Source organism: Streptomyces sp. NPDC046881, assembly GCF_040645015.1.
Taxonomy (GTDB): Bacteria; Actinomycetota; Actinomycetes; order Streptomycetales; family Streptomycetaceae; genus Streptomyces.
In genome coordinates this window covers 3,011-26,733 of sequence record NZ_JBEYXJ010000114.1, presented here as the reverse complement: position 1 = coordinate 26,733, position 23,723 = coordinate 3,011, and the positions used below count along the sequence as shown (strand labels likewise).

The following is a 23,723-nucleotide window of genomic DNA, read 5'->3' as shown; positions in this document are numbered from 1 at the left end:
GTGCGGACGACACAGGGAGCCCGGTGGAAGAACGCGGGCTTCCGGTCGGGTTTCGCCGACTGGACCTGACGGCCGGCACGAACTGCGGCGCCTTCAAGCCCTCCAAGACCTACCCGGCCCTCCGCGGCGCGAGGACCTGGTCCACCAACTGGGACACGGCCTCGGGCAACGCCTGGTCGAACCCGGTGGGGGCACACGTGCACGCGCTGCCGTGACCTGACCTGAACTCCTGCCGTCCAGCGCCCGGACCGTCTCGGTCCGGGCGCTGCGGTGTGTGCGGCGGCCGAACTTGAGCGGTGCGCCGATATCCCTTTTGCCCTTGGCAACAGGTCGGTGTGATGATCCCGGACATGGCTGAACACGGGGGCGACGCCTACTCGACGGGGAATGTCCGCAGGTCACGGCTGTACGACTACGTGGACGTCGCGATGCCGGAGCATCAACCGGAGCCCACGGGCGATCCCGACCACAGACGCCGGGAGTTCGCCGTCCTGCTGGGCGAGTTCCGGCGTACGGCGGTGCTGGTGCCGGTGGACGAGGACGACGTCCCGCTGACGGGTGATTTCGGCGGTGTCCGCTGGATTTACGCGTTCTCCGACGAGCACGCCCTGGCCCGTTTCGCGCTGGCGCGGGGTGAGGGTGCGCGGGAGTGGACGTATCAGCGGTGGCTGGGTGCGCGGCTGCTGGATGCGGTGGTGCCGGCGGTGGGGGTGCCGTGCGGGGTGGCGCTGGACTGTGCGGACGGTGAGGACGGGATGGTCTTCCCTCCGGTGCGGGGGATCGTGCCGGATGCGGTGGCGGTGGATGTGGAGAGCGGGACGGGGGATGAGCGGTGACCGGTAAGGATCTGGCGACGCAGGGGCTGGCTCTGATCGCCAAGGGGTTGACCGATGCGCTGGGTGAGTTGAAGGAGCTGGGTGGTTTCGGCTCGTCCGGGGCGGGGCGGGGTTTTGGTGAGATCGCGTTGTCGGGTCTGGAGTTGGGTCATGAGGGCCTGACGGGTGAGTTCACGTCGTTCTGCGAGCGCTGGGAGTGGGGGGTCCGGTCGCTGATCGCCGAGGGCAACGGGTTCGCGGAGAAGACGGGGCTGGCGGCGGGGACGTACTACGAGACCGACAAGTACGTCGAGGGCACGGTCAAGGTGGTCGAGAACGCGGCGATCGGCAACCCGTACGCCTCCGAGGAGGACGTGGAGAAGATGGGCTACGGCGACATCGCCAAGTCCGGTGCGTACGGCGGGGATGTGGACTACAGCAAGGAGTCCTTCGACGAGGCCTGGGCCAACAGCAAGCAGGGCTGGAAGACGGCCGCGGACGACGTGATGACCTCGCACACCATCGGGCCGGTGCCGGGTATGGGCGTGGGTGATCTGCGCGAGGCGCTCGGGGACGGGGACGGGGACGGTCAGCGGCGGGGGGTTGAGCGCTGATGGGAATCGGGGATGTGACCAATGCGGTCCTGGGCGGTGCCGAGGACCTGTACGACAAGGGCAAGAAGAAGCTCGGCGAGGGCGTCGACTGGGCCACGGACAAGGTCGGCGACAAACTGGACGATGTCGGCCTGCACAAGTGGGCCGACGTGGTGGAGGACTGGGGCGACGGCGTCGCCTCCGACCTCGGCGCGACACCCGGCGAGCAGCAGCTCGGCCAGACCGAGGAAGCGAACGAGCTCGTCCACGGTGACCCGGGGAAGATCCGGGAGAGCGCCAAGCACCTGCGGGACTTCCACGGCGCGTTCGACAAGGTCAGCGCGGGGCTGAAGAAGGTCGACTCCTCCGGCTGGAAGGGCGAGGGTGGTGACGCCTTCCGGGAGAAGTTCGGCGTGCACCCCGCCAAGTGGGCGCAGGCGGCCGAGGCCTGCAAGAGCGCGGCGGAGGCGCTGGAGTCGTACGCCGACACCGTGAAGTGGGCGCAGGGCCAGGCGAAGGAGGCCGTAGAGCTCTACAAGAAGGGCGAGAAGGCGTCCAAGGCGGCGTTCGCCACGTACACGGACAAGGTCGAGACGTACAAGGCGAAGGTGCAGGCGGGTGAGGACCCCGGCCCGGATCCGGGGAAGTTCCACGACCCGGGCAAGGCCACCGTCCAGGCCGCCCAGCACAAACTCGCCGAGGCCCGCAAACAGCGCAACACCGCCGCCTCCGAGGCGCAGGGCAAGGTGAAGGCGGCGCTCGCGCACGCCCCGGCCGAGCCCCCGCCCCTGGACCGCCTCAAGGGCGACCTGAAGGACGGCGCGCTCTCCACCGGCATCGAGATCACCCACTTCGCCGGCGGCGTCGCCAAGGGCACGGCCGGCCTGGTCACCTTCGTCCGCGGCCTGGACCCGATGGACCCCTACAACCTCACCCACCCGGCCGCCTACATGCAGAACGTCAGCATGACGCTCTCCGGCCTGACCTCGACCGCCGCCCACCCCGAACGCACCGCCAAGACCATGTGGGACGAGTTCCGCAAGGACCCGTCCGAGTTCGGCGGCCGCATGGTCCCCCAGTTCCTGGGCACCGACGGCCTCGGCGTGGAAGCGGGACTGGCGCGGAAGGCTGCGGAGACGGGGCTCACCCGGCGTGCGGCGGAAGCGGCTGCCGGTCGGGAAGCTCGGGCGGGAGCGGAGGGCGCGGCCGGGAAGTCGGCCAGGAACCGGGTGAACGAGGATCCCGCGCAGCCTTCCCGTACCGGCGAATCGGTGGAAAGCAAGGGCACCGACCCGATCGACCTCGCCACCGGCAAGATGTACCTGCCACAGACGGACGTCACCCTCCCCGGCGCACTCCCCCTGGTCCTCGCCCGTCGTGTCGAGTCGGGCTACCACCTGGGCCGCTGGTTCGGCCCGTCCTGGTCATCCACCCTGGACCAGCGCCTGGAGATCGACGCGGAGGGAGTCGTCTACGTCACGGAGGACGGCCTCCTCCTGTCCTACCCCCACCCCGCCCCCGGCGTACCCACCCTGCCCAGCCACGGCCCCCGCCTCCCCCTGGACCGGGTCGACGGCGGCTACACGATCACCGACCCCCAAAGCCGCCGCACCTGGCACTTCGCCGACCGAGGCCCCGACCTCGCGGTCCTGGAACAGATCGACGACCGCAACGGCAACTGGATCACCTTCGAATACGACACCGAAGGCACTCCCCTGAGCGTCCATACGAGTGCCGGCCAGGGCGTCCGCATCACGACGGAGCCGGGCCGCGTCACGGCATACCACCTGGCCGCCACCGGCGAGGAGCTGAAGCGCTTCGGCTACACGGACGGCAACCTCACGGAGGTCATCAACTCCTCCGGCCTGCCGCTGCGCTTCACGTACGACGAGCGGGGCCGGATCACGTCTTGGACGGACACGAACGACCGCAGCTACACCTACGAGTACGACGACCAGGACCGCTGCATCACCGAGGGCGGCGCAGAAGGCCACATGGCCCTCCACCTGACGTACGAGGACCCGGACCCGACGACGGGCCTGCGCACCACGACGGCAACGACCGGTGAGGGCCACACCCGCCGCTACCTGGTGAACGACGCGTGGCAGGTGGTGGCGGAGACCGACCCGCTGGGCGCGACGACACGCTACGTCCGCGACCGTTACAACCGCCTGCTGTCCACGACGGACCCCCTGGGCCACACGACCACGTTCGAGTACGACGAGTCGGGAAATCTCACACGAGTGGTCCGCCCGGACGGCCGCGAGGCGCGGGCGGAGTACAACGACCTGGGCTTGCCGGTGAAGGTGGTGAACCCGGACGGCACGGTGATCCGCCAGACGTACGACGGCCGGGGCAACCGCACCTCGGTTACGGACCCGGCCGGCCAGACGACCCGCTTCACGTACACGGAGGCCGGCCACCTCACGTCGATGACGGACCCGCTGGGCGCTACCACGACGGTCGTCTGCGACCGCGCGGGCCTCCCGGTGGAGGTGACGGATCCGCTGGGCGCGACCACACGCTACGAACGCAACGCCCTCGGCCTGCCTACCGCGATCACGGATCCGACGGGCGCCACGACCCACCTGGAATGGTCCCTCGAAGGCCGGCTGACCCGCCGCACGGCCCCCGACGGCACCACGGAGACGTGGACGTACGACGGCGAGGGCAACTGCACGAGCCACACGAACCCCCTGGGCGGGGTCAGCCGCTTCGAGTACACCCATTTCGACCTGCTGACGGCCCGCACGACCCCGGACGGGGTCCGCTACACATTCGCGCACGACACCGAACTACGCCTGACGGCGGTCACGAACCCGCACGGCCTGACCTGGACGTACGAGTACGACGCGGCCGGCCGCCTGGTACGTGAGACGGACTTCGACGACCGCGCTCTGGAGTACGCGTACGACGCGGCGGGCCGCCTGGCCTCGCGGCGCAACGCGCTCGGCAAGGTGACGTCCTTCGCGCGCAACGAACTCGGCCAGGTGCTCCGCAAGAGCACGAACGGCAGGAACACGACCTACGCCTACGACCTGACCGACCAACTGGCACAGGCCGTGGGCCCCGATGGCACAACACTGACCCTGCTGCGAGACCGCTACGGCCGCCTGCACTCGGAAACGGTCGACGGCCGCACGGTGACGTACACCTACGACGCCCTGGGCCGCCGAACGGGCCGCACCACTCCGACCGGGGCCAGGACGACATGGTCGTACGACGCGGCGGGCCGCCGAACGGGCATGGTCGCCTCCGGCCGAACGATCGACTTCACCTACGACGAGGCAGGCCGTGAGCTGACCCGCCACCTCGCCGGGACGGTCAGGCTGGAGCACACCTTCGACGTATCGGGCCGCCTGACGACCCAGTCGGTGACCGGCGCGCGAGGCCACCGCATCCAGCACCGGAGCTACACCTACCGGGCCGACGGCAACCTGATCGGCATCGACGACCACCTGACCGGCACCCGCCGCTTCGACCTCGACGCGACCGGCCGGGTCACAGGGGTCCACGCCGCCGGCTGGACAGAGCGGTACGCCTACGACGAGGCAGGCAACCAGACCGAGGCGTCCTGGCCCTCGAACCACCCGGGCGCAGAGGCAAGGGGCCCGCGCGCATACGCGGGCACCCGCATCACTCGAGCCGGCAACGTCCGCTACGAACACGACGCCCTGGGCCGCATCACCCTCCGCCAGAAGACCCGCCTGTCCCGCAAACCGGACACCTGGCGCTACGAATGGGACGACGAGGACCGCCTCACCGCGGTGACGACCCCCGACGGCACCCGCTGGCACTACGCGTACGATCCCCTGGGCCGCCGCACGGCGAAACTGCGCCTGGCGGAGGACGGCGAGACGGTCCTGGAACGGGTGACCTTCACCTGGGACGGCACCACACTCTGCGAGCAGACGACAACGTCTCCAGCCCTCCCCCACCCGGTCACCCTCACCTGGGACCACCAGGGCCTGCGCCCCCTGGCCCAGACGGAACGCATCACCCGGGCCGACGCCCCCCAGCAGGAAATCGACTCCCGCTTCTTCGCCATCATCACCGACCTGGTCGGCACCCCAAACGAGCTGGTGGACGAGCAGGGCGAAATCGCCTGGCACACCCGTAGCACCTTGTGGGGAACAACAGCATGGGCAGCGAACAGTACGGCCTACACCCCCCTACGCTTCCCAGGCCAGTACTACGACCCCGAAACAGGCCTGCACTACAACTACTTCCGCCACTACGACCCCGAAGCCGCCCGCTACACGTCTCCTGATCCGCTAGGCCTCAACCCAGCTCCCAACCCGCTTGCCTATGTCATCAGTCCGCACACCTGGAGCGACCCACTTGGCCTCGGACCATATCGAGATTTCGCACATGGGACCTCTGAGAGGTTCGCGAAGAACATCGTCGACAACGGCCTGAGCGCGGAGGCCGGACGGACCGCCACGCATGGAGGGTCAATGAGCAGACCCGGGCACTTTTTCACACACGAAGTGTCCGACATGCATTCGCCCGGGTTTCAATCGGCGTACGAATGGGGATTGCGAGTGGATCGACAATCCCCATCGAGCGTGATTATCATGCGCCTATCAGATGAGACATACCAAAGACTTGTAAGTCATGGCCACGTCACAATTCGCGAGGTCGGTGAGGGAGTACCGGACGAAACAATTTTTCACCCGGAGGCATTTGAGACGATCAACGGAGAGGCGCAATGGATAGGCCCGATCACTCCTCGATGACACCTGACGAAGAGCCATACCCTGCATCAGCCCTACGCAAAACGGAGTGGGGAGAAGTTCGACAGCTGGACGACGGCACTTGGCAAACAATCTGGACCATAGGCGTAAGAGATGACCGCGCCAACGAAACTGTCGAGGTATTCGAGAACGACTCCATCGGGTTCACTTCAACTATCACCTTCCTGGGACTGCACAATGCAGAATTGCGTTGCCACAGCAGAGCACACGCGATGTCTGCAGAGAATTATCCAGCAACGTATACATCATTCAGGATCGTAAATGATGAACTGGCCGAGATCGAGACAATCCAAGGCTTGCCAAGGGACTGGTACCCGCCGTTCCGGAACCGCCCATAGACCGGCTTCACGGGCCCGACCGGCGTGACAACACGCCTTGAGTAGTCGACCGAGGGCCACCTGAACCGCCGCACGGCCCCCGACGGCACCACGGAAGCGATCCTGAGGACGCCCGCTACATCACTTCCGCCCCTCTCGGCCTTACCCCAGCTCCGAACCCGGCCGCATACGTTCCCAATCCTCGCAGATGGGTAGATCCGCTCGGCCTGAAGTGTGAGCCTCCAGAAGGGCACGCCTCTCAGCCGGCTTTCACATGGCATCACTTCGCGGCGGCGGTGTCGCTCTAGGACGGCGACCGCGAGTTCCTCATCCTTCCGCCGGTGTCCGGCGCGAGCAAGATTGGCTGGGTGAGAGTAAAAGACTCGCTCGGCAGAGAACTACCGTCACGCATTGCCGCCGTTACGGGTACAGCCGAGTGCTTGGCCGTTTCGACCGGCGGCCGCCGTCTATGTGCTGCCTCGGTCGAGGAAGAAGATTACTGGGTGGTCGTTCACGAATTCTCTTGAATGGCGTGCCACTGATCGTCGTCACCCCAGAACCACAGCCCCACAAGGTAGGGAGTCTAATGTCGTTCGGTCCGCCGCCTGGGGGTTTTCCTCCTCCCCCGCCCTCCGCCTGGACCCCTCCGTCAGAGGTCGAGCAGGCGCTGTTCGAGGCGAAGTCGCGTGAGGACTGGGCGGCGTACTTCGCGACGCTCGCGCAGAGCAGGCTGTTCTTCGAGATACAGAAGGACAAGGCGGATGCCACACCCAGCGCGACGTACGCCGTCTTCGGGTACGACCCGCGCGTCACCGGCGGGCGGATCTGGGCCGTGTACACCGAGGGTATGCTGCCCGCGCCGGAGCCCCACCGGGTGTTCGGCTGGAACTACCTGGAATGGTTCGCCAAGGTGTGGCAGCCGACGGACCCACCGGTGATCGTCGTCAATCCGGGAAGCCCCTGTGAGGCGTTCCTACCCTCCGCGCCACCACACTCGGCGACCTGGGCCCGGTACGGAGAGCAGGTGCCGCCGCAGGACCCGTCGATGCGGCTCCGTACCCTCCGCATCGGTGGCCCCCTGCACGGCCCGGTGGCCCACGGTCTCGCCTGCGGCGCGCTCCTGTGTGTGAACAACGGCTCCTTCTGGAACGGCATGGCCTGGCACGGCACCGGCTATCCGGGCGAGCGTAAACGGCTGCGCGAATGGTGGGGCATCACCACCCGCGAGCAGTGGCAGTACTACCTCCGTGACCTCCTTGCCTGCGAACAGCACAGCTCCGTCTGGGACTTCGCCCTCGGCCTGCGCCGCACCATCGCCCGGGACTTCGGCGGACACGTCGACGCGGGCTACTGGCGCCAGGCCGCCGCCAACGTCATCCGCGCCAGGGCCGAGGGTTCGGTCGTGGTCGGCGAGGACGGTGTCACCAAGACCGAACCCCGTCCCCAGTCCGAGGTGGAGGCGCACATCGAGGGCGTACAGCGGCTCATCGGGCGCATCACCCGCTACGAGGCCCGGATGCGCGCCGACGGTGTGCTCGACGGCAACCAGTACGTCTCCTCCGTCGACGCCTGGGATCTCGGCCGCGCTTCCAAGATGGCCCGGTGGGGACTGGGCGCCCGCCTCGGCACGCTCCAAGAGGCCGAGTCGGCCGTCCTCCAGGCCGGCCGGGCCGCCGCCCTGTCCTACAAGTCCTGGCAGGACTTCTCCGCCGGCTACATCCTCGGCCGCTGCCTCCACTTCGACGACGAGGAGTTCGGCGACTGGTACCAGAACATGGTCGAGGCCCATCGCATCCTGATGTCCGACCCCGGCAGCCCCTGGCTCACCATCCCGTTCCGGTGACGGCCACCTGCTCCCCCCGGGTGGCGTACAGGCCCCGCTCTTACGCCACCCCCAGCTCACACCACACAAACTTCCCCCTGTCCCCGAACCGCGCCGACGACTGCCAGCCCCAGTGCTGGGCACAGGCCGTCACCAGGCCCAGCCCCGCCCCTCCTCCGACTCCAGCACCTGCCCCAACGGCACCGGCGGCTCCGGTGACGCGGGGTCTGTGTCCCACGCCCCGATCCACACCACCCCCTGCGGGGAGCGCCGCACCCGTAACGCCGCCGGCCCCTTGGTGTGCCGCACCGCGTTCGACACCGGCTCTGTCGCACCAACAGCCCCTGCGCACCAGTACTCGGGCGGTATCCGGCCACCCGCCTCACCGGGAACCGGCCGAACTCGGATCGGCCGCTGATTGGTCATCAGCTATGGAGATCGCCACCGCACCAGCCGACCCCGACCACCACCAACCGTTTGCCGCCGAGAGCCCTGGCTGCGGTCAGCATTTTGCCCCCTTGGCCAGGGCACCGGAAACCGGCCTTCACTACAACTACTTCCGCCACTATGTCCCGGAAACAGGCCCCTACCTCACCCTGGATCCCCTAGACCTTGCCCCGGCCCCCAACCCCGTCACGTACGTCTTCAGCCCTCATGCGCGCTCCGACTCGCTCGGACTCGCGCCGGACTATCCTGACGGGTCACGAGCGGGGATCCGGCCGCCGGCGTCCCGCCGCCGCAGCCGGATCCTTCGCCCGCTTTGTCGAGCTTCAGCGCAGGCATTCGCAAAGGCTTGAGGGTACTAGGAGATGGCTAGTTCATGAGAAAAAATAATGCAATGACCGCCCTCATGGGTACCGAATTGCCACACGTTCAGCGGGACGAAGTGCCCCCCGCCTACCGTGCGATCGCCGAAGGCGGCTGGACAGTGGCAGCCAATGGCGCGTACCTCCTTACCGCCTTGCAAGACGGATACAGCGGCTCGGCATCCCACTTCGAGGACATCGTTCACCTCGAAGCTTCCGTAAACGGGCGCGTCATGATGGACTACGATCTTCCCTCCGCCGACCCGGAAAGGCGAAGCCGACTACTCAGGCGCTGTATCGCTTACGCCTGCCTTGCCTTGACTTACGCGCCCAGCGATAGCGACTACCCCCTTTTGGCGTACGTCTCCATGTCTGAGGGCGGCTTGGAGGATGACACCGTCACGTCAAGCGTCACCTTTTGCACGCGCCGCCCAGCCAATCCTCCATATGTAGACCGAATCGAGGACTATACGGAGGAGGCGTTGCTCGAAGTCTCCGTAGATGATATCGACAGCTTTCTCACTGGATGACGACCTGACGGGTGATGGTATCGAGGACTTAAACTGCCGAACCACGCCGACTGTCCGATCTGGAGGCAAGAGTGTACAGAGAATTCATCGTCCCCGAGGACGAGGAGATTCTCAACGAGGTCGGTGAATGGCCGCTCGTGGACGAGAGCGGCGCGCGCCTGCTCACATGGCAAGGAAGCGAAGGAGACTCGCTCGCCTTTTCCTATGACACATTGACCAGATCGGTCAGGGTGCGCTGGACGCGCGACAACGGCGACGAATTACTGGACCTCTACCGTGAGGGCGCCACGCGACTTACGGTTTCCTCCACTGCGTCGGCAACGTACATCTCCGTTGAATTCCACATGGGTGAATGCGCGGGCGAGGTAGTGATCCAAGCGTCTCCGAAACTGTCCGTGCAGGACCGGCTCCTGTACGTCTGATCGGGTGCACGTCCGCTCATTTCGCGACCTCCGGACAAGTTCAGCAAATTTTCGACCATCGGAGGAGCTCGTGCTCTCGGTTTCTGTCGACAGAAGCAGCTCGATCGAAGAACTGGAGGGAGATCGATGGCCTGATCCTCCAGGCGACAGCACGACCTTGATTCGCAGCGTTCATGAGTTGGGAGGCGAGCCATCAAAGACCTCACAGTGGAGGATCTACGTCGGTTGATCGCCCAGGATGTCGGCCTGCGTTGGCTCCTTCCCGTCGCCTTGGACTTCCTGCGGGACACAGCACCACAGGAAGCGGCAGCCGGCTGGTATGACGACGACTTGCTCTCGGCGGTACTGACACGGCCGGAAACGGTATGGCGGAACGCGCATGAACTGGCACGTCACCTCAATGAGACAGTGCGCATGCTCACCGACCTCTCGCCGTACATTCAGCGGGAGGTGGACGAGTTCCGGACCGCTCTGTCGGACGTACTGTGACGCCTCGGCCAATACGCAAGATCCAAGCCTATCGGGACGGACGGGTACTGAAGGACGACAAGTTCCACGAGTCCGCCGAGATCGGTCTGAGTGAAGTCCCCGTGGGGTCGATTGATGATGTGGCTAGCCAGCCGGAGTTCTCAGCTTCTTCGATCAGCCCTGAAGAGTTCAAGCGAGGGTGGCGAACCGCCTCGTGGTCGACGAAAAACGTTCCGGGGCGGCAGTGATTGGCGGATCTGGGCCACGCAGCGAGGTCTCCGGACGGCCCCAGCCTTCACCTCTCCCTACGCCCCCTGGAACAAATCCGCCAATCACCCCTGCCGCCACCGGCCGTTGGCCGCCAAGCCGGCTCGGCGTGCTGGCGAAGTGCTGGGGTGCCCCCGCCCCCACCCGCAAGCCGCCGAACTCACCCGGCGTCCACGCGAGGCGCGACCGCGCCCACCCACTGGCCGGAGGTCGCCAAGCCCACCCGGCGTGCTGGCGAGACGCGACCGCGCACCCGGCCCTCCACCGGCCGCAAGCCGCTTAGCCCTCCCGGCGTCCATGCGAGGCGCGACCGCGCCCCCCACCCACGGTGCTGCTCGGTATGCCTGAGGGCCCGGTGCCGGGCTGGGTCACCGCTGTTTCGGGCTGCTCGCTCGCTTCTTGAGCGGGCTGGAGCGGGCCGGGTCAAGGGTGGGCCGGAGGGCCATCGCCGAAGGCGACGCGTAGCGCCCTTGACGCGGACCGTGGAAGCCCGACACTGGCCGAGAAGCGAGCGGCCCGACGGTCACGTGCTCACTCCTCGGGGAACAACTCCGTCGCCTCGGTGGCGTGGACGGCGCGCTGGGCCCAGACCTCCAGCTGGCCGAGGTCCGTGCAGGCCAGCACCCGCTCCCGGACGGTGTCGGGCACCGGGATGCCGCGCCATTCCAGGATGCGGAGGGTCATTTCCTGGCGGTCCTGGACGCGCCCTTGCTCCAGGCCCCGGGCACGCCACGGTTCAGGTCATCCCGTTCGCCCTGGACGACTTCGCCGGAGCCGGAAGCGCCATGGTGCACCTGGGTGGAGCGGTGCCGCGGCTGGACACCGTCGTGCGCGACGCCCCGCACGGCACGGCGTTCATCGTCTCGGAAGCACAGCTGGAGCACTTCCGCAGGCTGTTCCGTAGGGTGAGGGGGCAGGCGCTGTCCCCTGAGCGATCGCGCGACCTCATCCACAAGTTGGCGAAGGAGCTGTGAGGACCGGTGACCACCCACACCTCGTGGAAGAAGTCGTCCTTCTCCGGTGGAGGTGAGGGCAACGACTGCGTCGAAGTCGCCGATATGGACACCCACATATCCATCCGCGACTCCAAAGCCCCCGCCCGCGCCACCCTCACCTTCCCCGCCCCCGCCTTCGTCACCTTCCTCGACGCCCTGAAGGCTGCCGCGCCCTCCGCCGGAGCGGTCGGGTGCCTCCCCGACTGAGGGGTGTACTGGGCGCCATCGGGGCGTACGAGAGCACGTACGGCGGCTTTCTCGACGCGTTGGGCGGATCGCCGGACAGGCTCGCCGCGTTGGTCCGGCGGGCCGAGAAACGCGTCGATGTCGCGGGCTTCGGCGTGGACGAGCTGAGAGGCGTCCTGCTCGCGGAGGTCCAGGATGTGGGACAGGATGTCTGGCTGGCCTGGCCTGGCGGCCGTACGGCGGCGCGCGTCGCGTATCGAGCCGTGCTCGCGCGGCTCGACGACCTCTGCTGCTCGGGCCAGGACGACCTGGTGATCATCGACGGGGGCGAACGGGTCATCGTCCTGGACCACGAGGGACGGCTCTTCGTCACCCGGGCCGACGCGAGGTTGCAGGTCCACTCGGTGGCAGACAGAGGCGCCACGGCCATGACCTGCGTCGTCCGGTGCGTGGGGGGTGTCGTACGCGTGGGGCAGCGGTTCGGGGTGGGACCGGACGCGGGCACGGGGGATGACGCGCCGCTGGTGACCCTTGGGGGGATTCTCCGGTACGGGCGGCCGGTGGACTTTGTGGATCCGCCGCACAGCGCCGAGGTCCGGCTGACGGGTGACGCGGTCGCCATGGTGGCTCCTGGTCATGTCATCACCGCCGTCGTCGGCAGGTAGGTCGACCGGATGACCCCATCCGCCCCACCGGCTCCGTCCGGTTTCCGTCGGGCGCCTTGACGGATGGTTGACCTGATCATGTCAAGGGCGCACCATGAGCGCCACCCGCACAGCGGACCCACAGGGACCCCCCAAGAAGGCCCCTTCAGGTTCGCATCCGCACGTCGCACGCGAACACCCCACCTCCACCCCACAAGGAGAGTTCATGCGACTTCGCATCCGCGGCTCCGGCGCGCGCGGCAGCAGACGTTCCGCCGCTCTCGGCGCGCTGCTGGCCCTCGCCCTCGCCGCCCCGGTCTCGGCCGGTCTCGGCCATGCCCATGCCGACAGTGTCCGCAGGGTCGGGTCCGCCGACGATGACGTCCGGCAGTACGAGATCCACCAGGGCACCGACGCCGTCACCCGTACGGCCATCCAGGCGACCGGTGTCACCGTCGACGAAGCCGACGAGGAGAGCGTCGTCGTCTCCGGGCGGGCCGGGCAGATCAGCCGGCTACGGCGGATGGGGTACGACGTACAGCCGTTGGGGAACGTGCCGCAGCGGGGCGGAGCGCGGCTCTACGACTTCCCCAGCGCCGACGCGAAGTACCACAACTACGCCGAGATGAACGCCGAGATCGACCAGCGGCTGGCCGCCTACCCGGGCATCATGAGCAAGCGGGTGATCGGGAAGTCGTACCAGGGCCGGGACATCGTCGCCATCAAGGTCAGCGACAACGTCGGCACCGACGAGGGCGAGCCCGAGGTGCTGTTCACCGCTCACCAGCACGCGCGCGAGCACCTGACCGTGGAGATGGCGCTCTACCTGCTGCGTGAACTGGGCGCGGGGTACGGGTCCGACCCGCGGATCACCAACATCGTCAACAGCCGGGAGATCTGGATCGTTCCCGATCTGAACCCGGACGGCGGCGAGTACGACATCGCCAGCGGGTCGTACCGGTCGTGGCGGAAGAACCGGCAGCCCAACTCCGGTTCCTCCTACGTCGGTACGGACCTCAACCGGAACTGGAACTACAAGTGGGGCTGCTGCGGCGGGTCGTCGGGGTCGACGTCCTCGGAGACCTACCGCGGGTCCGCGGCCGAGTCCGCGCCCGAGGTGAAGGTCGTCTCCGACTTCGTGCGCAGCCGGGTCGTCGGGGGCAAGCAGCAGATCAAGGCCGGGATCGACTTCCACACCTACAGCGAGCTGGTGCTGTGGCCGTTCGGGTGGACGTACAACGACACCGCCACCGGGATGACCGCGGACGACGCCGCGGCCTTCAAGGCTGTGGGGCAGAAGATGGCCGCCAGCAACGGGTACACGGCGGAGCAGGCGAGCGACCTGTACATCACCGACGGGTCCATCGACGACTACCTCTGGGGCGTGCACAAGATCTTCGACTACACCTTCGAGATGTACCCGACGTCCAGTTGGGACGGAGGGTTCTACCCGCCCGACGAAGTCATCGAGCGGGAGACCTCCCGGAACAAGGACGCCGTGTTGCAGCTGCTGGAGAACGCCGACTGCATGTACCGGTCGATCGGCAAGGCCGCCCAGTACTGCAGTTAGCGGCTACGCCTCCTCGAAGTAGGCGTCGAGCACCGCGTCGAGCTGCTCGTCCCACTCCTTGAAGCGCGCCCTGGCCGCCGCCTCGATCTCGATCGGGTACCAGCGGCGGTCGGGCGTGTGCACGGTGATCGTGTAGCGCTTGCCGAAGCGGGGCGACTCCGTCTCCACCGCGGCGATCTCGTCCCAGCGGAACTCGCAGGACTCCTCGTCCAGGCTGAGGCGGACGCCCTTGCGGTCGGCCACTATCCTCGCCCGGCGGTCGGACGCCTCGAAGACCGGGCCGTCACCGGCGGGCTCTTCGTCGTCCGCCGGTTCGGGGGACGGGGACCGGGCCGGTTCTTCGGCCGTCACCGCTTCGGCCGTCGCCTCTTCGGACGACGGATCCTCGGCCGACGGCTCCTCGGCCGCCGACCCCGGCGCCTTGTCCTCCGGCGCCTTGTCCTCCGGCTCCTTCGTGACCGGCCCCGAAGGCGTCGGCCCCGTGATGCCGGGGATGAAGGCCGGGTCGAAACCGGCGCCCGTCACGGGCTCGGCCTTCAACGGCTCGCCCTTCAACGGCTTGCTCCCTGATCCTATGCGCTGCTCCACGGCGGCAGTATGGACGACTTCCCTGTGCCGGAACCAGTCAGCTCACGAACACGCTGACCACCGCCGCCACCGCGAACCCCGCCAGGGACAGCACCGATTCGAGGACCGTCCAGGTCCGCAGCGTGTCCCGCTCGCTGATGCCGAAGTACTTGGCCACCATCCAGAAACCGCCGTCGTTGACGTGCGAGGCGAAAATGGAACCCGCCGAGATGGCCATGATGACCAGGGCGACGAAGGCCTGGGAGTGGTGGCCCTCCGTCAGCAGCGGGGCCACGATGCCCGCCGTGGTCACGATCGCCACCGTCGCCGAGCCCTGGGCGACCCGCAGCACGAGCGAGATCAGGTACGACAGGACGATCACCGGCAGGCCCACGTCGTGGAAGGTGTCCGACAGCGCCTGGGCGACCCCGCTGGCCTTGAGTACGGCGCCGAAGATCCCGCCCGCGCCGACCACGAGCAGGATGTTGCCGACCGGCTTGAGGGACGACGTGGACACCGTCTCCAGGGAGGCGCGCGACCAGCCGCGCCGGATGCCGAGGAGGTAGTAGGCGAGGAGCAGGGCCAGGGTCAGGGCGACGAAGGGGCTGCCGAAGAACTCCAGGACCGAGCGGCCGGGAGAGGGGTCCAGGGCGATCGAGGAGAAGGTCGCGGCGAGGATCAGCAGCAGGGGCGTACCGATGATGGCGAGGACCGTGCCGAGCGGGACCGGCTTCTCCTGCGGGGCCACGCCCTGGGCGCGCTGCTCCTCCAGCACCGCGCGCCGCGCCTCCTGGGCCGCCTCGGCCATGTCCTGCGGTACGGCGACGAAGATGCGCCGGCCGATCCAGGCGGCGTAGGCCCACGCGGCGAGTACGGCGGGCAGGCCGCAGACGACGCCCATGAGGATGACCCAGCCGAGCTGGACGTGCAGCAGTCCGGCGGCGGCGACCGGGCCGGGGTGCGGGGGCAGGAAGGCGTGGGTCATGGAGAGGCCGGCGAGGAGCGGGAGGCAGTACAGGAGGATCGAGCGGCCGGAGCGTCTGGCGGCCGCGTAGACGATCGGGGCCAGGACGAAGATGCCGACGTCGAAGAAGACGGGGATGCCGAAGACCAGGCCGGTCAGGCCCATCGCGAGCGGGGCCCGGCGCTCGCCGAACAGGGCGAGCAGGCGCGAGGCCAGGACCTCGGCGCCGCCGCTGACCTCCAGGATCGCGCCGAGCATGGTGCCGAGGCCGATGATGATCGCGACATGGCCGAGGATGCCGCCCATGCCGGACTCGATGGTGGAGACGGCGTCGGAGCGCTGCACGGTGCCGAAGAGTTCGGTGACCGAGAGGCCGGCCAGCAGGCCTACGGCCACGGAGACGGCGAGCAGGGCGACGAACGGCTGCAGCCGCGCCTTGATGATCAGGAAGAGGAGCAGGGCTATGCCGAGGGCGGCGACCGTGAGGAGGCCGGGGGTGCCGTCGAGGAGCAGGAGCAGGCCTCCGGTGTGCGGGGGCGGGGCGGGGGCGGTGGCGGCGAGCGGGAAGGAGGAGGTGGGGAAGGACGGGGCGGGGAAGGACATACGGGGGTCCTCTACGTAAATGCATGCTGCTTTCGGGCAGGGGGGAGCGCGGCACGGCGCCCCGGAGGGTGCCGCGCCGGACGGGGCGTGCGGGGAGTGCGGGTGCTGGGGGGACGTCAGCCCAGTACGGCGAGCGCGTCGATCTCGATGAGGAGGCCGGCCGGCAGACCGACGTAGACCGTCGTGCGGGCGGCGGGCGGCTGGGTGAGGCCCTGCTCCTCGAAGTAGGCGTTGTAGATCTCGTTCATCTCGGCGAAGTGGGCCGTGTCGGTGAGGTAGACGCGGATCATCATCACGTCGTCCCAGCCGGCGCCGCCCTCCTCCAGGATCGCCTTGACGTTGGCGAGGGCCTGGAGGGTCTGCTCGCGCAGGGAGGGGCCGGCGGGCGTCGGGGGCCTGCCCTCCTCGGCCGGCAGGAAGCCGACCTGGCCGGCGACCTGGAGGATGTTGCCCTTCTTCACACCGTGCGAGAACTTCGCGGGCGGGGTGGTGTGGGTCTTGGGGGTGAGGGCGGTCTTGTCGGTCATGCGGTGGGGTCCTTCACTGGGGTTCTTCCGGAGTACTCGCCGCTGATCGCGTCCGCCGTGCGGCGCACCAGGGGGAGCAGGGTGAGGAGTTCCTCGGCGGTGACGACCACGTTCGGCGCGGACACCGACATGGCGGCGACCACGCGGCCGTCGGCGCCGCGGACGGGGGCGGCGACGCAGTTGATGGACTCCTCGTGGCCACCGAGGTCGGTGGCCCAGCCCTGTTCGCGCACCGTGGCCAGTTCCTTCAGGAAGGCGTCGGCGTTGGGGGTCGAACGGGGCGTGTAGAGGGGGTAGTCGAGTCGCTCGGCGAGGGCGCGGCGCTCGGGTTCGGGGAGGTCGGCGAGGAGCAGTTTGGCCACGGCGGCGACGGTGATCGCGACGGGTTTGCCGATCCGGGAGTACATGCGGACCGGGTAGCGGCTGTCGACCTTGTCGATGTAGAGGACCTCGTTCTCCTCGTGGACGGCGAGGTGGACGGTGTGCCCGCACTGCTCGTTGAGCCGTACCAGGTGGGGGTGGGCGATCTCGCGGATGTCGAGGTTCTCCATCGCCTCCTGGGCGAGGGCGAAGAGGCGGGCGCCGAGCCGGTAGCGCTGGTCGGACTGGCGGTAGACCAGGCCGTGTTCGTTCAGGGTGCGCAGGAGGCGGAGGGCCGTGGATTTGTGTACGCCGAGGCGATCGGCGACCTGGCCGAGGTCGGCGGGGCCCTCGGCGAGCAGCGGCAGGATGCTCAGGGCGCGGTCGACGGTCTGACTCATGGGGTGTTCGCCTCCTCGTGGGCCTGCTCGGCCTGCGTCCAGCCGGGGCCGAGTCGAAGTCTCCCCCATGCGTCGTCGCCGAGGGCGGCGAGGCGGTCGGCGTGGTCGCGGGCGGGTGGCGGGGCGAGGTCCGCCGGGGTGACGAGGGCGGCGGCGGCGAAGAGGTGACCGTGGCGCAACCGTGTCTTCAGGGGGAGGTCGCGCAGGGTCGCGGACAGGAACCCCGCGGCGAAGGCGTCTCCTGCGCCGACGTGGGCGACGACGTCCAACTGGGGGGCGCGCACCGGTGTCGCGGTGCCGTCGGCGTCCTCCAGGCCGTCGGTGTTCCTGTGGAAGGCGGTCGCTCCTGCCTTGCCTTGTTTGACGACGACGACGTCCGGTTCGGGCAGTGCCCGGACGATGGCCCTCGCGCCGTGCAGCCCCCATGCGTCGCGGGCCTCGTCGGCGCCGACGAACACGATGTCCGCGCGGCGGGCGAGGTCCAGCAGCAGTCGGGGGCCCTCTTCGTCGGCCCACAGGCCCGGCCGGTAGTTGACGTCGAAGGACACCAGTGGGCGTCCGGGGGCGGGGGCCGTCAGGGTGTGGAGGAGGGTGCGGCACTCGGCCGACAGGGCGGCCGTGATGCCGGTCAGGTGGAGGACGCGGGCCGCGCGGGCCGCCGTGAGGTCGACGTCGGTCACGGACATCGCCGACGCCGCCGAGCCCGCCCGGTAGTACGCCACCTCGTGCGCGCCGGTCCCCCGGTCCCCGGCGGTGCGGAAGTACACGCCGGTGGGCCGGGCGGGGTCCCGGCGTACGGCGCCGACGTCGACGCCGTACCCGGCGATCCGCTCCACCAGGTGGTCGCCGAAGCCGTCCGCGCCGACCCGGCTGATCCAGCGGGCGGTGTGCCCGAAGGCGGCCAGAGCGCAGGCCACGTTGGACTCGGCGCCGCCGATGGCCCGGTCGAACGAGGGGACGTCGGCGAGGCGGCCGGGCCGGCCGGGGAGGAAGGTGACCATGGACTCGCCGAGCGTCACCACGTCCACGACGTCCCACGGGTGCGCAACGGCCGAGGCGTAAGCAGCGTCGTTGATGATGGCTCCTGTCGGTACCCGGGTGACCGCTTCATTGACCCGGTGTTCGGCGAGATGCTAGACACCAGTCAGCAACGCATGCAATGACCGTTGCAAGAAGTGCAACGGTCGAGAGAGGGGCTCCATGAGCACCGAACCGCTCGCCCGCCCGGCCGCGGAACGCCTCGCCCGCCTCGCCGAGGAACGCGTCGACCACCGCTTCAAGGGCCTCCCGCCGGACGCCGACGGCCTCACCGTCGCCGAGCTGGCCGCCCAGCGGCGCAACCTCTTCCGGGACGGCGACGGCTTCACCACCCCCGTTCTCGCCCTGTCCGCCGAGCGCCTGGAGCACAACCTCGCGCTGATGGAGACGTACACCTCCCGGCACGGCCTGGCCTTCGCCCCGCACGGCAAGACCTCCATGGCCCCGCAGCTCTTCCACCGCCAGCTGGAGCACGGCGCCTGGGGGATCACGCTCGCGGTGCCCCACCAGGTGCGGGTCGCCCGGGCGTTCGGCGTCCGGCGGGTGTTCCTCGCCAACGAGCTGGTGGACGCCTCCGCCCTGCGCTGGATCGCGGGCGAGCTGGCCGCCGACCCGGAGTTCCGGTTCGTCTGCTACGTCGACTCCGTGCGCGGGGTGGAGCTGATGGACGCGGCCCTCGGCGGCGCCGCCCGCCCGGTGGACGTGGTGGTGGAGATCGGCGCGGGCGACGGCGCGCGGACCGGGGTGCGTACGGCGGCGGAGGCGCTGGCCGTCGCCGACGCGGTGGCCGCCGCCGGGACGCTGCGGCTGGTCGGTGTGGCGGGGTACGAGGCGCAGGTGCCGGACGCCTCCCCGGAGCGGGTGCGGGAGTGGCTGGAGCGGCTGGTGGCTCTCGCCGTGGAGTGCGACCGGGCCGGGCGCTTCGCTGGGGCGGACGAGATCGTGGTGAGCGCCGGCGGCAGCGAGTGGTTCGACGCCGTCGCGGACGTCTTCGCCGGCCTGCCCGAACTCTCCCTGCCGGTGCTGAAGCTGCTGCGCTCGGGTGCCTACGTCTCGCACGACGACGTGCACTACAGCAGGCTGACCCCGTTCAACCGGGTGCCAGAGGAGGGCGCGCTGGAGCCGGCGTTCCGGCTGTGGGCGCAGGTGGTGTCCCGGCCGTCCCCGGCGGAGGCGTTCGTCAACGCGGGCAAGCGGGACGCGGCCTACGACCTCGACCTCCCGGTGGCGCAGGTGGTACGCCGGGACGGCGGCGAGCGTCCGGCGACCGGGATCGAGGTGACCGCCCTGTCCGACCAGCACCTGTGGCTGCGCACCGGGCCGGGCGCGGACGTCGAGGTCGGCGACTGGATCGGCTTCGGCCTCTCCCACCCGTGCACGTCCTTCGACAAGTGGCAGCTGATCCCGGTGGCCGAGGCGGACGGCACGGTGGTCGACTACATCCGTACGTTCTTCTAGGAGGCCCGCGTGGAGGACCTGGTCATCCGGGACGCCGACGTCGTCGACGGCAGCGGCGAACCGTCGTACCGCGCCGATGTGGTGGTCGACGGCGGGCGGATCGTCTCCATCGTGCAGGAGGCCGCCGCGGCCGGCTGCCAACGGCCGCGCGCCGTACGGGAGATCGACGCCGAGGGCCTGGTCCTGTCCCCCGGTTTCATCGACATGCACGCCCACTCCGACCTGGCGCTGCTGCGCGATCCCGACCACAGCGCGAAGGCCGCGCAGGGGGTCACGCTGGAGGTTCTCGGGCAGGACGGGCTGTCGTACGCGCCGGTGGACGACCGCACGCTGGAGGGGGTGCGCCGGGCGATCACCGGCTGGAACGGGTACGGCGACGACGTCGACTTCGACTGGCGGACCGTCGGCGAATACCTGGACCGGCTCGACCGCGGGATCGCGGTGAACGCGGCCTACCTGATCCCGCAGGGCACGGTCCGGGCGCTCGTCGTCGGCTGGGAGGACCGCGCGGCCACCCCCGAGGAGCTGGGCCGGATGCGGCGGCTGGTGGCCGAGGGGCTGGAGCAGGGCGCGGTCGGGCTGTCGTCGGGGCTGACGTACACGCCCGGCATGTACGCCGGGGACGCCGAACTGACCGAGCTGTGCCGGGTGGTGGCGTCCTACGGCGGCTACTACTGCCCGCACCACCGCTCCTACGGCGCCGGCGCGCTGGAGGCCTACGCCGAGATGGTCGCCCTGGCCGGGGAGGCGGGCTGCGCGCTGCACCTGGCGCACGCGACGATGAACTTCGGCGTGAACGAGGGACGGGCGCCGGAGCTGCTCGCGCTGCTCGACCGGGCCCTGGACGCGGGCGCGGACATCACGCTGGACACCTATCCCTACACCCCCGGCTGCACCACCCTCGCCGCGCTGCTGCCGAGCTGGGCGAGCGAGGGCGGCCCGGAGGAGGTCCTGGCCCGGCTCGCCGACCCGGAGACGGCCGAGCGGATCCGGCACGACCTGGAGGTCACCGGTTCGGACGGCTGCCACGGCGTGCCGGTGGAGTGGGACACGGTCGAGATCTCCGGCGTCACCGACCCGGGCCTGGCCGGACTGGTGGGCCGTACCGTCCGGGAGGCGGCCGGCGCGTACGGCGAGACGCCCTGGGCCACGGCCCGCCGGCTGCTGCTCGCGGACCGGCTGGGGACGACGGTCCTCCAGCACGTCGGCCACGAGGAGAACGTCCGCGCGATCATGCGGCACCGTGCGCACACCGGTGGTTCCGACGGCATCCTCCAGGGCGGCAAGCCGCACCCGCGGGCGTACGGCACCTTCCCGCGCTATCTCGGTCACTACGTACGGGAGACGGGGGTGCTGACGCTGGAGGAGTGCGTCGCCCACCTCACCTCGCGGCCCGCGGCGCGGCTGCGGCTGCCGGACCGCGGGCTGGTGCGCGAGGGATACCGGGCCGACCTGGTCCTGTTCGACCCGCGGACGGTCGCGTCCGGCGCGGACTTCGCCGAGCCGCGCCGGCTGCCGACCGGCATCCCGTACGTGCTGGTCGACGGCCGGTTCGTCATCGAGGACGGGCGGCGGACGGACGCCCTGCCGGGCCGGTCCGTCCGCCGTACGCCGCTGTGAACGGTGGTTACGGCTTGGGCAGGGTGCAGCCGGACGCGCTCAGGTTGAGCTTGTTGCCGGTGGTGAAGCAGGCCGGGATGTTGTAGATCTCCTGGGCGTAGTTGATGCCCTGGCGGACGGTGACGTTGCCGTTCGCGTCGACCTCGCACGGGTTGTTCACCGTGCACCGCTCGCCGTCCTCGTTGCCGGTGTTGTTGACGGCGACGACCTTGCCCGTGGCGGTGTCGATGACCGGGGAGCCGGAGGTGCCGCCGATGGTGTTGCAGGCGGAGGTGTAGCGGACCGAGTCCTTGAAGGTCCAGTCGCCCTCCTTCAGCCGGTACACGAAGCCGTCGACGTTGCAGCTGTAGATGCGCTTCCAGTAGCCGGAGACCACCTTGATGGCGGTGCCGGCGACCGGGTGCGTGTCCTGCACGGTGAGCGGGCTGATGCCGTACGAGCTCTTGATCGCCGCGTACGTGGTGGTAGTGCGGTAGATCGTGACGTCCGTGTCCGTCATGGTCGAGTAGACGACCTGGTTGGCGCGCAGCGTGCCGATCCTGCTGCCGGCGGAGTTCAGCAGGCCGAAGCTGCGGGTGGAGGACTGGCCGGTGACGACCTGGCCGGGGCCCGGCATGCCGGTCTCCAGGCAGTGGCCGTTGGTCAGCACCAGCGCGGGGTCGGTGTCGGCCGAGTTGGGGAAGCGGATGACGGAGCCGGAGCAGTTGCTGAGCGAGACGGTGCCGGCGAAGTCGACGGTCGCCTTGACGGCCTTGGTGGTGTGCGGGGCGGTGGTGTGCGGGGCGGCTATCGCCGGGGTCGCGCCCAGTCCGGCCAGGGCCAGGGAGGAGAGCGCGGCGACGAGAGGCTTCTTCATGTGGGGGTCCCCTCTTACGACTTGGGCGACCGGAATGCTTCCGGTCGCCCGTTCGGTTGTCATGCGCATTGTCGGCAGCGCGGAGGGGTGGGGACAAGGAGTCTCGTCGGGTCATAGGGGTTTCCCTGTGCCGAGCGGGGTTACTACCGCTTCTCCTGCTTCGACTTGACGACGACGGCACCGAACAGCGCGATCCCCTTCACGACGACGCGCGGCGCACCCGGCCGCCCCGTCCGGCGCGCGCCGCGCCCGCCGAAGACGCCGAACAGACCGAAGCCCCTGACCTCGACGTCGATGTCGTCCGGCACGACGATCCCGGTGCCGCCCCACAGCACCACGGCCCGGATCACCGTCTCCCGGGCGGCGAAGCGAGCCTCGGTCAGGTCGAGCCGGCCGCCGCCCCACATCGACCAGGCGGTGAACCGGGGCGGCACGGACCCGAGTTCGGGCAGCCCGTGCGCCGCGCTCCGTAACTCGCCCGGCGTCCGGGCGCCGTGGACCCGGGTGAGCCGGCCGTCCAACTCCTCCAGCGGCAGCCGACCGTCGGCCACGGCGCCCCGCACACGCTCGACGACCCGCTCCCGGTCCTCCTCGGAGGCGAGCACGTCACGGGGGCCCGGGCCTGTTCGGTCATGCCAGCCACTCTCGTACGCCGACCCCCGCCAACCACAGTGGCACACACGGCGGTTGGCCGCTGCGGCCGGTCAGCGCGACCCTTCGTCGCGGCGCGGCCGTGTCCCGGCCGCAGGGGCTGCCGGGACACGGACGGGTTGACCGGCGGTGCCGAGGGCGCGGGCTCGGCGGGGCCGCCGGTGTGCGGTCCGTTCGGGCAGCGCTGGCCGAGGGCGTGGGCTCGGCGGGGTGGCGCATGCGGGGGCTGACCGGCGGTGCGGAGGGCGTCGGCTCGGCGGGGCCGGTGGCGCATGCGGAGGTTGGCCGGCCGGACCGTCAGCGCGGCCCCGTCGTCGCGCCGCGGCCGTGTCCCGGCCGCAGGGGCTGCCGGACGCGGACGGGCTGACCGGCGGTGCCGAGAGCGTCGGCCCGGCGGGGCCGGTGGCGCATGCGGAGGTTGGCCGGCCGGACCGTCAGCGCGGCCCCGTCGTCGCGCCGCGGCCGTGTCCCGGCCGCAGGGGCTGC

The 23,723-nt window shown here is 69.6% G+C and carries 22 protein-coding genes and 4 pseudogenes; 16 read left to right on the top strand and 10 right to left on the bottom strand.

Annotation, left to right across the window (positions count from 1 at the left end; translation table 11 throughout):
* The 5 genes and pseudogenes from ABZ923_RS34725 to ABZ923_RS34705 all read left to right on the top strand — a co-directional run.
* Positions 1-215 (top strand): annotated as a pseudogene (locus ABZ923_RS34725) (chitinase); the annotation flags it as partial.
* Between the two features lie 135 nt (positions 216-350).
* Positions 351-836 carry a hypothetical protein gene (locus tag ABZ923_RS34720; protein WP_361480113.1) on the top strand — a complete coding sequence of 162 codons (486 nt, stop codon included), beginning with the start codon at positions 351-353 and terminating at the stop codon, positions 834-836.
* Entirely contained in the window at positions 833-1,429 is a 597-nt protein-coding gene (locus ABZ923_RS34715) for a hypothetical protein (RefSeq protein WP_361480110.1), read from the top strand. The genes ABZ923_RS34720 and ABZ923_RS34715 overlap by 4 nt, the downstream gene beginning before the upstream one ends.
* The gene (locus ABZ923_RS34710; protein WP_361480107.1) at positions 1,429-6,147 is read left to right on the top strand and encodes a putative T7SS-secreted protein; all 4,719 of its coding nucleotides are present in this window, start codon (positions 1,429-1,431) and stop codon (positions 6,145-6,147) included. Before ABZ923_RS34715 ends, ABZ923_RS34710 begins: the two co-directional genes overlap by 1 nt.
* 921 nt (positions 6,148-7,068) lie before the next feature.
* Positions 7,069-8,325: a DUF1266 domain-containing protein gene (locus ABZ923_RS34705; protein ID WP_361480104.1), complete on the top strand. Its 1,257-nt coding sequence runs from the start codon at positions 7,069-7,071 to the stop codon at positions 8,323-8,325.
* A gap of 40 nt (positions 8,326-8,365) precedes the next feature.
* On the opposite strand, the pseudogene ABZ923_RS34700 reads toward ABZ923_RS34705, so the two are convergent.
* Positions 8,366-8,643, bottom strand: a pseudogene (locus ABZ923_RS34700) (ATP-binding protein); the annotation flags it as partial.
* Positions 8,644-8,735: 92 nt separating this feature from the next.
* On the opposite strand from ABZ923_RS34700, the gene ABZ923_RS34695 reads away from it, so the two are divergent.
* The 5 genes from ABZ923_RS34695 to ABZ923_RS34675 all read left to right on the top strand — a co-directional run bounded on the left by ABZ923_RS34695 (position 8,736) and on the right by ABZ923_RS34675 (position 10,778).
* Positions 8,736-9,101 carry an RHS repeat-associated core domain-containing protein gene (locus ABZ923_RS34695; protein ID WP_361480101.1) on the top strand — a complete coding sequence of 122 codons (366 nt, stop codon included), beginning with the start codon at positions 8,736-8,738 and terminating at the stop codon, positions 9,099-9,101.
* 41 nt (positions 9,102-9,142) lie between these two features.
* Entirely contained in the window at positions 9,143-9,640 is a 498-nt protein-coding gene (locus ABZ923_RS34690) for a hypothetical protein (RefSeq protein WP_361480098.1), read from the top strand.
* A 71-nt stretch (positions 9,641-9,711) separates the two neighbouring features.
* Positions 9,712-10,062, top strand: coding sequence for a hypothetical protein (locus ABZ923_RS34685; protein WP_361480095.1), 351 nt, complete (start codon positions 9,712-9,714; stop codon positions 10,060-10,062).
* Positions 10,063-10,254: 192 nt separating this feature from the next.
* Positions 10,255-10,551 carry a contact-dependent growth inhibition system immunity protein gene (locus ABZ923_RS34680; protein ID WP_361480119.1) on the top strand — a complete coding sequence of 99 codons (297 nt, stop codon included), beginning with the start codon at positions 10,255-10,257 and terminating at the stop codon, positions 10,549-10,551.
* Complete coding sequence (locus tag ABZ923_RS34675) at positions 10,548-10,778, top strand: hypothetical protein (protein ID WP_361480093.1); 231 nt, start codon at positions 10,548-10,550, stop codon at positions 10,776-10,778. Before ABZ923_RS34680 ends, ABZ923_RS34675 begins: the two co-directional genes overlap by 4 nt.
* A gap of 550 nt (positions 10,779-11,328) precedes the next feature.
* Here ABZ923_RS34675 and ABZ923_RS34670 read toward each other — a convergent pair.
* A pseudogene (locus tag ABZ923_RS34670) lies at positions 11,329-11,517 on the bottom strand (hypothetical protein); the annotation flags it as partial.
* Positions 11,518-11,522: 5 nt separating this feature from the next.
* Here ABZ923_RS34670 and ABZ923_RS34665 point away from each other — a divergent pair.
* From ABZ923_RS34665 to ABZ923_RS34650, 4 genes and pseudogenes are all read left to right on the top strand, one after another.
* Positions 11,523-11,771 (top strand): annotated as a pseudogene (locus ABZ923_RS34665) (Scr1 family TA system antitoxin-like transcriptional regulator); the annotation flags it as partial.
* 6 nt (positions 11,772-11,777) lie between these two features.
* Positions 11,778-11,999, top strand: a complete 222-nt coding sequence (locus ABZ923_RS34660; protein ID WP_361480090.1) for a DUF397 domain-containing protein — start codon at positions 11,778-11,780, stop codon at positions 11,997-11,999.
* Positions 11,984-12,643: a hypothetical protein gene (locus ABZ923_RS34655; RefSeq protein ID WP_361480087.1), complete on the top strand. Its 660-nt coding sequence runs from the start codon at positions 11,984-11,986 to the stop codon at positions 12,641-12,643. Before ABZ923_RS34660 ends, ABZ923_RS34655 begins: the two co-directional genes overlap by 16 nt.
* 205 nt (positions 12,644-12,848) lie before the next feature.
* Positions 12,849-14,192 carry a M14 family metallopeptidase gene (locus ABZ923_RS34650; RefSeq protein ID WP_361480084.1) on the top strand — a complete coding sequence of 448 codons (1,344 nt, stop codon included), beginning with the start codon at positions 12,849-12,851 and terminating at the stop codon, positions 14,190-14,192.
* A 3-nt stretch (positions 14,193-14,195) separates the two neighbouring features.
* Here ABZ923_RS34650 and ABZ923_RS34645 read toward each other — a convergent pair whose 3' ends face one another.
* The 5 genes from ABZ923_RS34645 to ABZ923_RS34625 all read right to left on the bottom strand — a co-directional run bounded on the left by ABZ923_RS34645 (position 14,196) and on the right by ABZ923_RS34625 (position 18,615).
* Entirely contained in the window at positions 14,196-14,780 is a 585-nt protein-coding gene (locus ABZ923_RS34645; RefSeq protein WP_361480082.1) for a hypothetical protein, read from the bottom strand.
* A 37-nt stretch (positions 14,781-14,817) separates the two neighbouring features.
* On the bottom strand, positions 14,818-16,326 hold the full coding sequence (locus tag ABZ923_RS34640) for a gluconate:H+ symporter (protein WP_361480079.1): 1,509 nt from the start codon (positions 16,324-16,326) through the stop codon (positions 14,818-14,820).
* 116 nt (positions 16,327-16,442) lie between these two features.
* The gene (locus tag ABZ923_RS34635; protein WP_361480076.1) at positions 16,443-16,853 is read right to left on the bottom strand and encodes a RidA family protein; all 411 of its coding nucleotides are present in this window, start codon (positions 16,851-16,853) and stop codon (positions 16,443-16,445) included.
* The gene (locus tag ABZ923_RS34630; RefSeq protein WP_361480074.1) at positions 16,850-17,614 is read right to left on the bottom strand and encodes an IclR family transcriptional regulator; all 765 of its coding nucleotides are present in this window, start codon (positions 17,612-17,614) and stop codon (positions 16,850-16,852) included. Before ABZ923_RS34630 ends, ABZ923_RS34635 begins: the two co-directional genes overlap by 4 nt.
* Complete coding sequence (locus tag ABZ923_RS34625) at positions 17,611-18,615, bottom strand: sugar kinase (RefSeq protein WP_361480116.1); 1,005 nt, start codon at positions 18,613-18,615, stop codon at positions 17,611-17,613. Before ABZ923_RS34625 ends, ABZ923_RS34630 begins: the two co-directional genes overlap by 4 nt.
* A gap of 199 nt (positions 18,616-18,814) precedes the next feature.
* Here ABZ923_RS34625 and ABZ923_RS34620 point away from each other — a divergent pair, with 199 nt between their 5' ends.
* Together ABZ923_RS34620 and ABZ923_RS34615 are read left to right on the top strand one after the other, a co-directional pair.
* Positions 18,815-20,110: an amino acid deaminase gene (locus ABZ923_RS34620; RefSeq protein WP_361480071.1), complete on the top strand. Its 1,296-nt coding sequence runs from the start codon at positions 18,815-18,817 to the stop codon at positions 20,108-20,110.
* 9 nt (positions 20,111-20,119) lie between these two features.
* Entirely contained in the window at positions 20,120-21,730 is a 1,611-nt protein-coding gene (locus tag ABZ923_RS34615) for a D-aminoacylase (RefSeq protein WP_361480069.1), read from the top strand.
* Between the two features lie 7 nt (positions 21,731-21,737).
* Here ABZ923_RS34615 and ABZ923_RS34610 read toward each other — a convergent pair whose 3' ends face one another.
* The 3 genes from ABZ923_RS34610 to ABZ923_RS34600 form a co-directional block, all read right to left on the bottom strand.
* Positions 21,738-22,586 (bottom strand): serine protease, encoded by an 849-nt coding sequence (locus ABZ923_RS34610; protein ID WP_361480066.1) that lies wholly within the window; start codon positions 22,584-22,586, stop codon positions 21,738-21,740.
* Between the two features lie 143 nt (positions 22,587-22,729).
* Positions 22,730-23,191 (bottom strand): DUF1707 domain-containing protein, encoded by a 462-nt coding sequence (locus ABZ923_RS34605; protein ID WP_361480063.1) that lies wholly within the window; start codon positions 23,189-23,191, stop codon positions 22,730-22,732.
* 343 nt (positions 23,192-23,534) lie between these two features.
* Positions 23,535-23,723: hypothetical protein (locus ABZ923_RS34600; RefSeq protein ID WP_361480060.1), on the bottom strand; the 189-nt coding region annotated here is incomplete at its 5' end.

Coding starts and splice junctions, on each gene's coding strand:
- ABZ923_RS34720 (WP_361480113.1), top strand. CDS start 351: ATGGCTGAACACGGGGGCGACGCCTACTCGACGGGGAATGTCCGCAGG.
- ABZ923_RS34710 (WP_361480107.1), top strand. CDS start 1,429: ATGGGAATCGGGGATGTGACCAATGCGGTCCTGGGCGGTGCCGAGGAC.
- ABZ923_RS34705 (WP_361480104.1), top strand. CDS start 7,069: ATGTCGTTCGGTCCGCCGCCTGGGGGTTTTCCTCCTCCCCCGCCCTCC.
- ABZ923_RS34695 (WP_361480101.1), top strand. CDS start 8,736: ATGGAGATCGCCACCGCACCAGCCGACCCCGACCACCACCAACCGTTT.
- ABZ923_RS34690 (WP_361480098.1), top strand. CDS start 9,143: ATGACCGCCCTCATGGGTACCGAATTGCCACACGTTCAGCGGGACGAA.
- ABZ923_RS34650 (WP_361480084.1), top strand. CDS start 12,849: ATGCGACTTCGCATCCGCGGCTCCGGCGCGCGCGGCAGCAGACGTTCC.
- ABZ923_RS34640 (WP_361480079.1), bottom strand. CDS start 16,326: ATGTCCTTCCCCGCCCCGTCCTTCCCCACCTCCTCCTTCCCGCTCGCC.
- ABZ923_RS34635 (WP_361480076.1), bottom strand. CDS start 16,853: ATGACCGACAAGACCGCCCTCACCCCCAAGACCCACACCACCCCGCCC.
- ABZ923_RS34630 (WP_361480074.1), bottom strand. CDS start 17,614: ATGAGTCAGACCGTCGACCGCGCCCTGAGCATCCTGCCGCTGCTCGCC.
- ABZ923_RS34625 (WP_361480116.1), bottom strand. CDS start 18,615: ATGGTCACCTTCCTCCCCGGCCGGCCCGGCCGCCTCGCCGACGTCCCC.
- ABZ923_RS34620 (WP_361480071.1), top strand. CDS start 18,815: ATGAGCACCGAACCGCTCGCCCGCCCGGCCGCGGAACGCCTCGCCCGC.
- ABZ923_RS34610 (WP_361480066.1), bottom strand. CDS start 22,586: ATGAAGAAGCCTCTCGTCGCCGCGCTCTCCTCCCTGGCCCTGGCCGGA.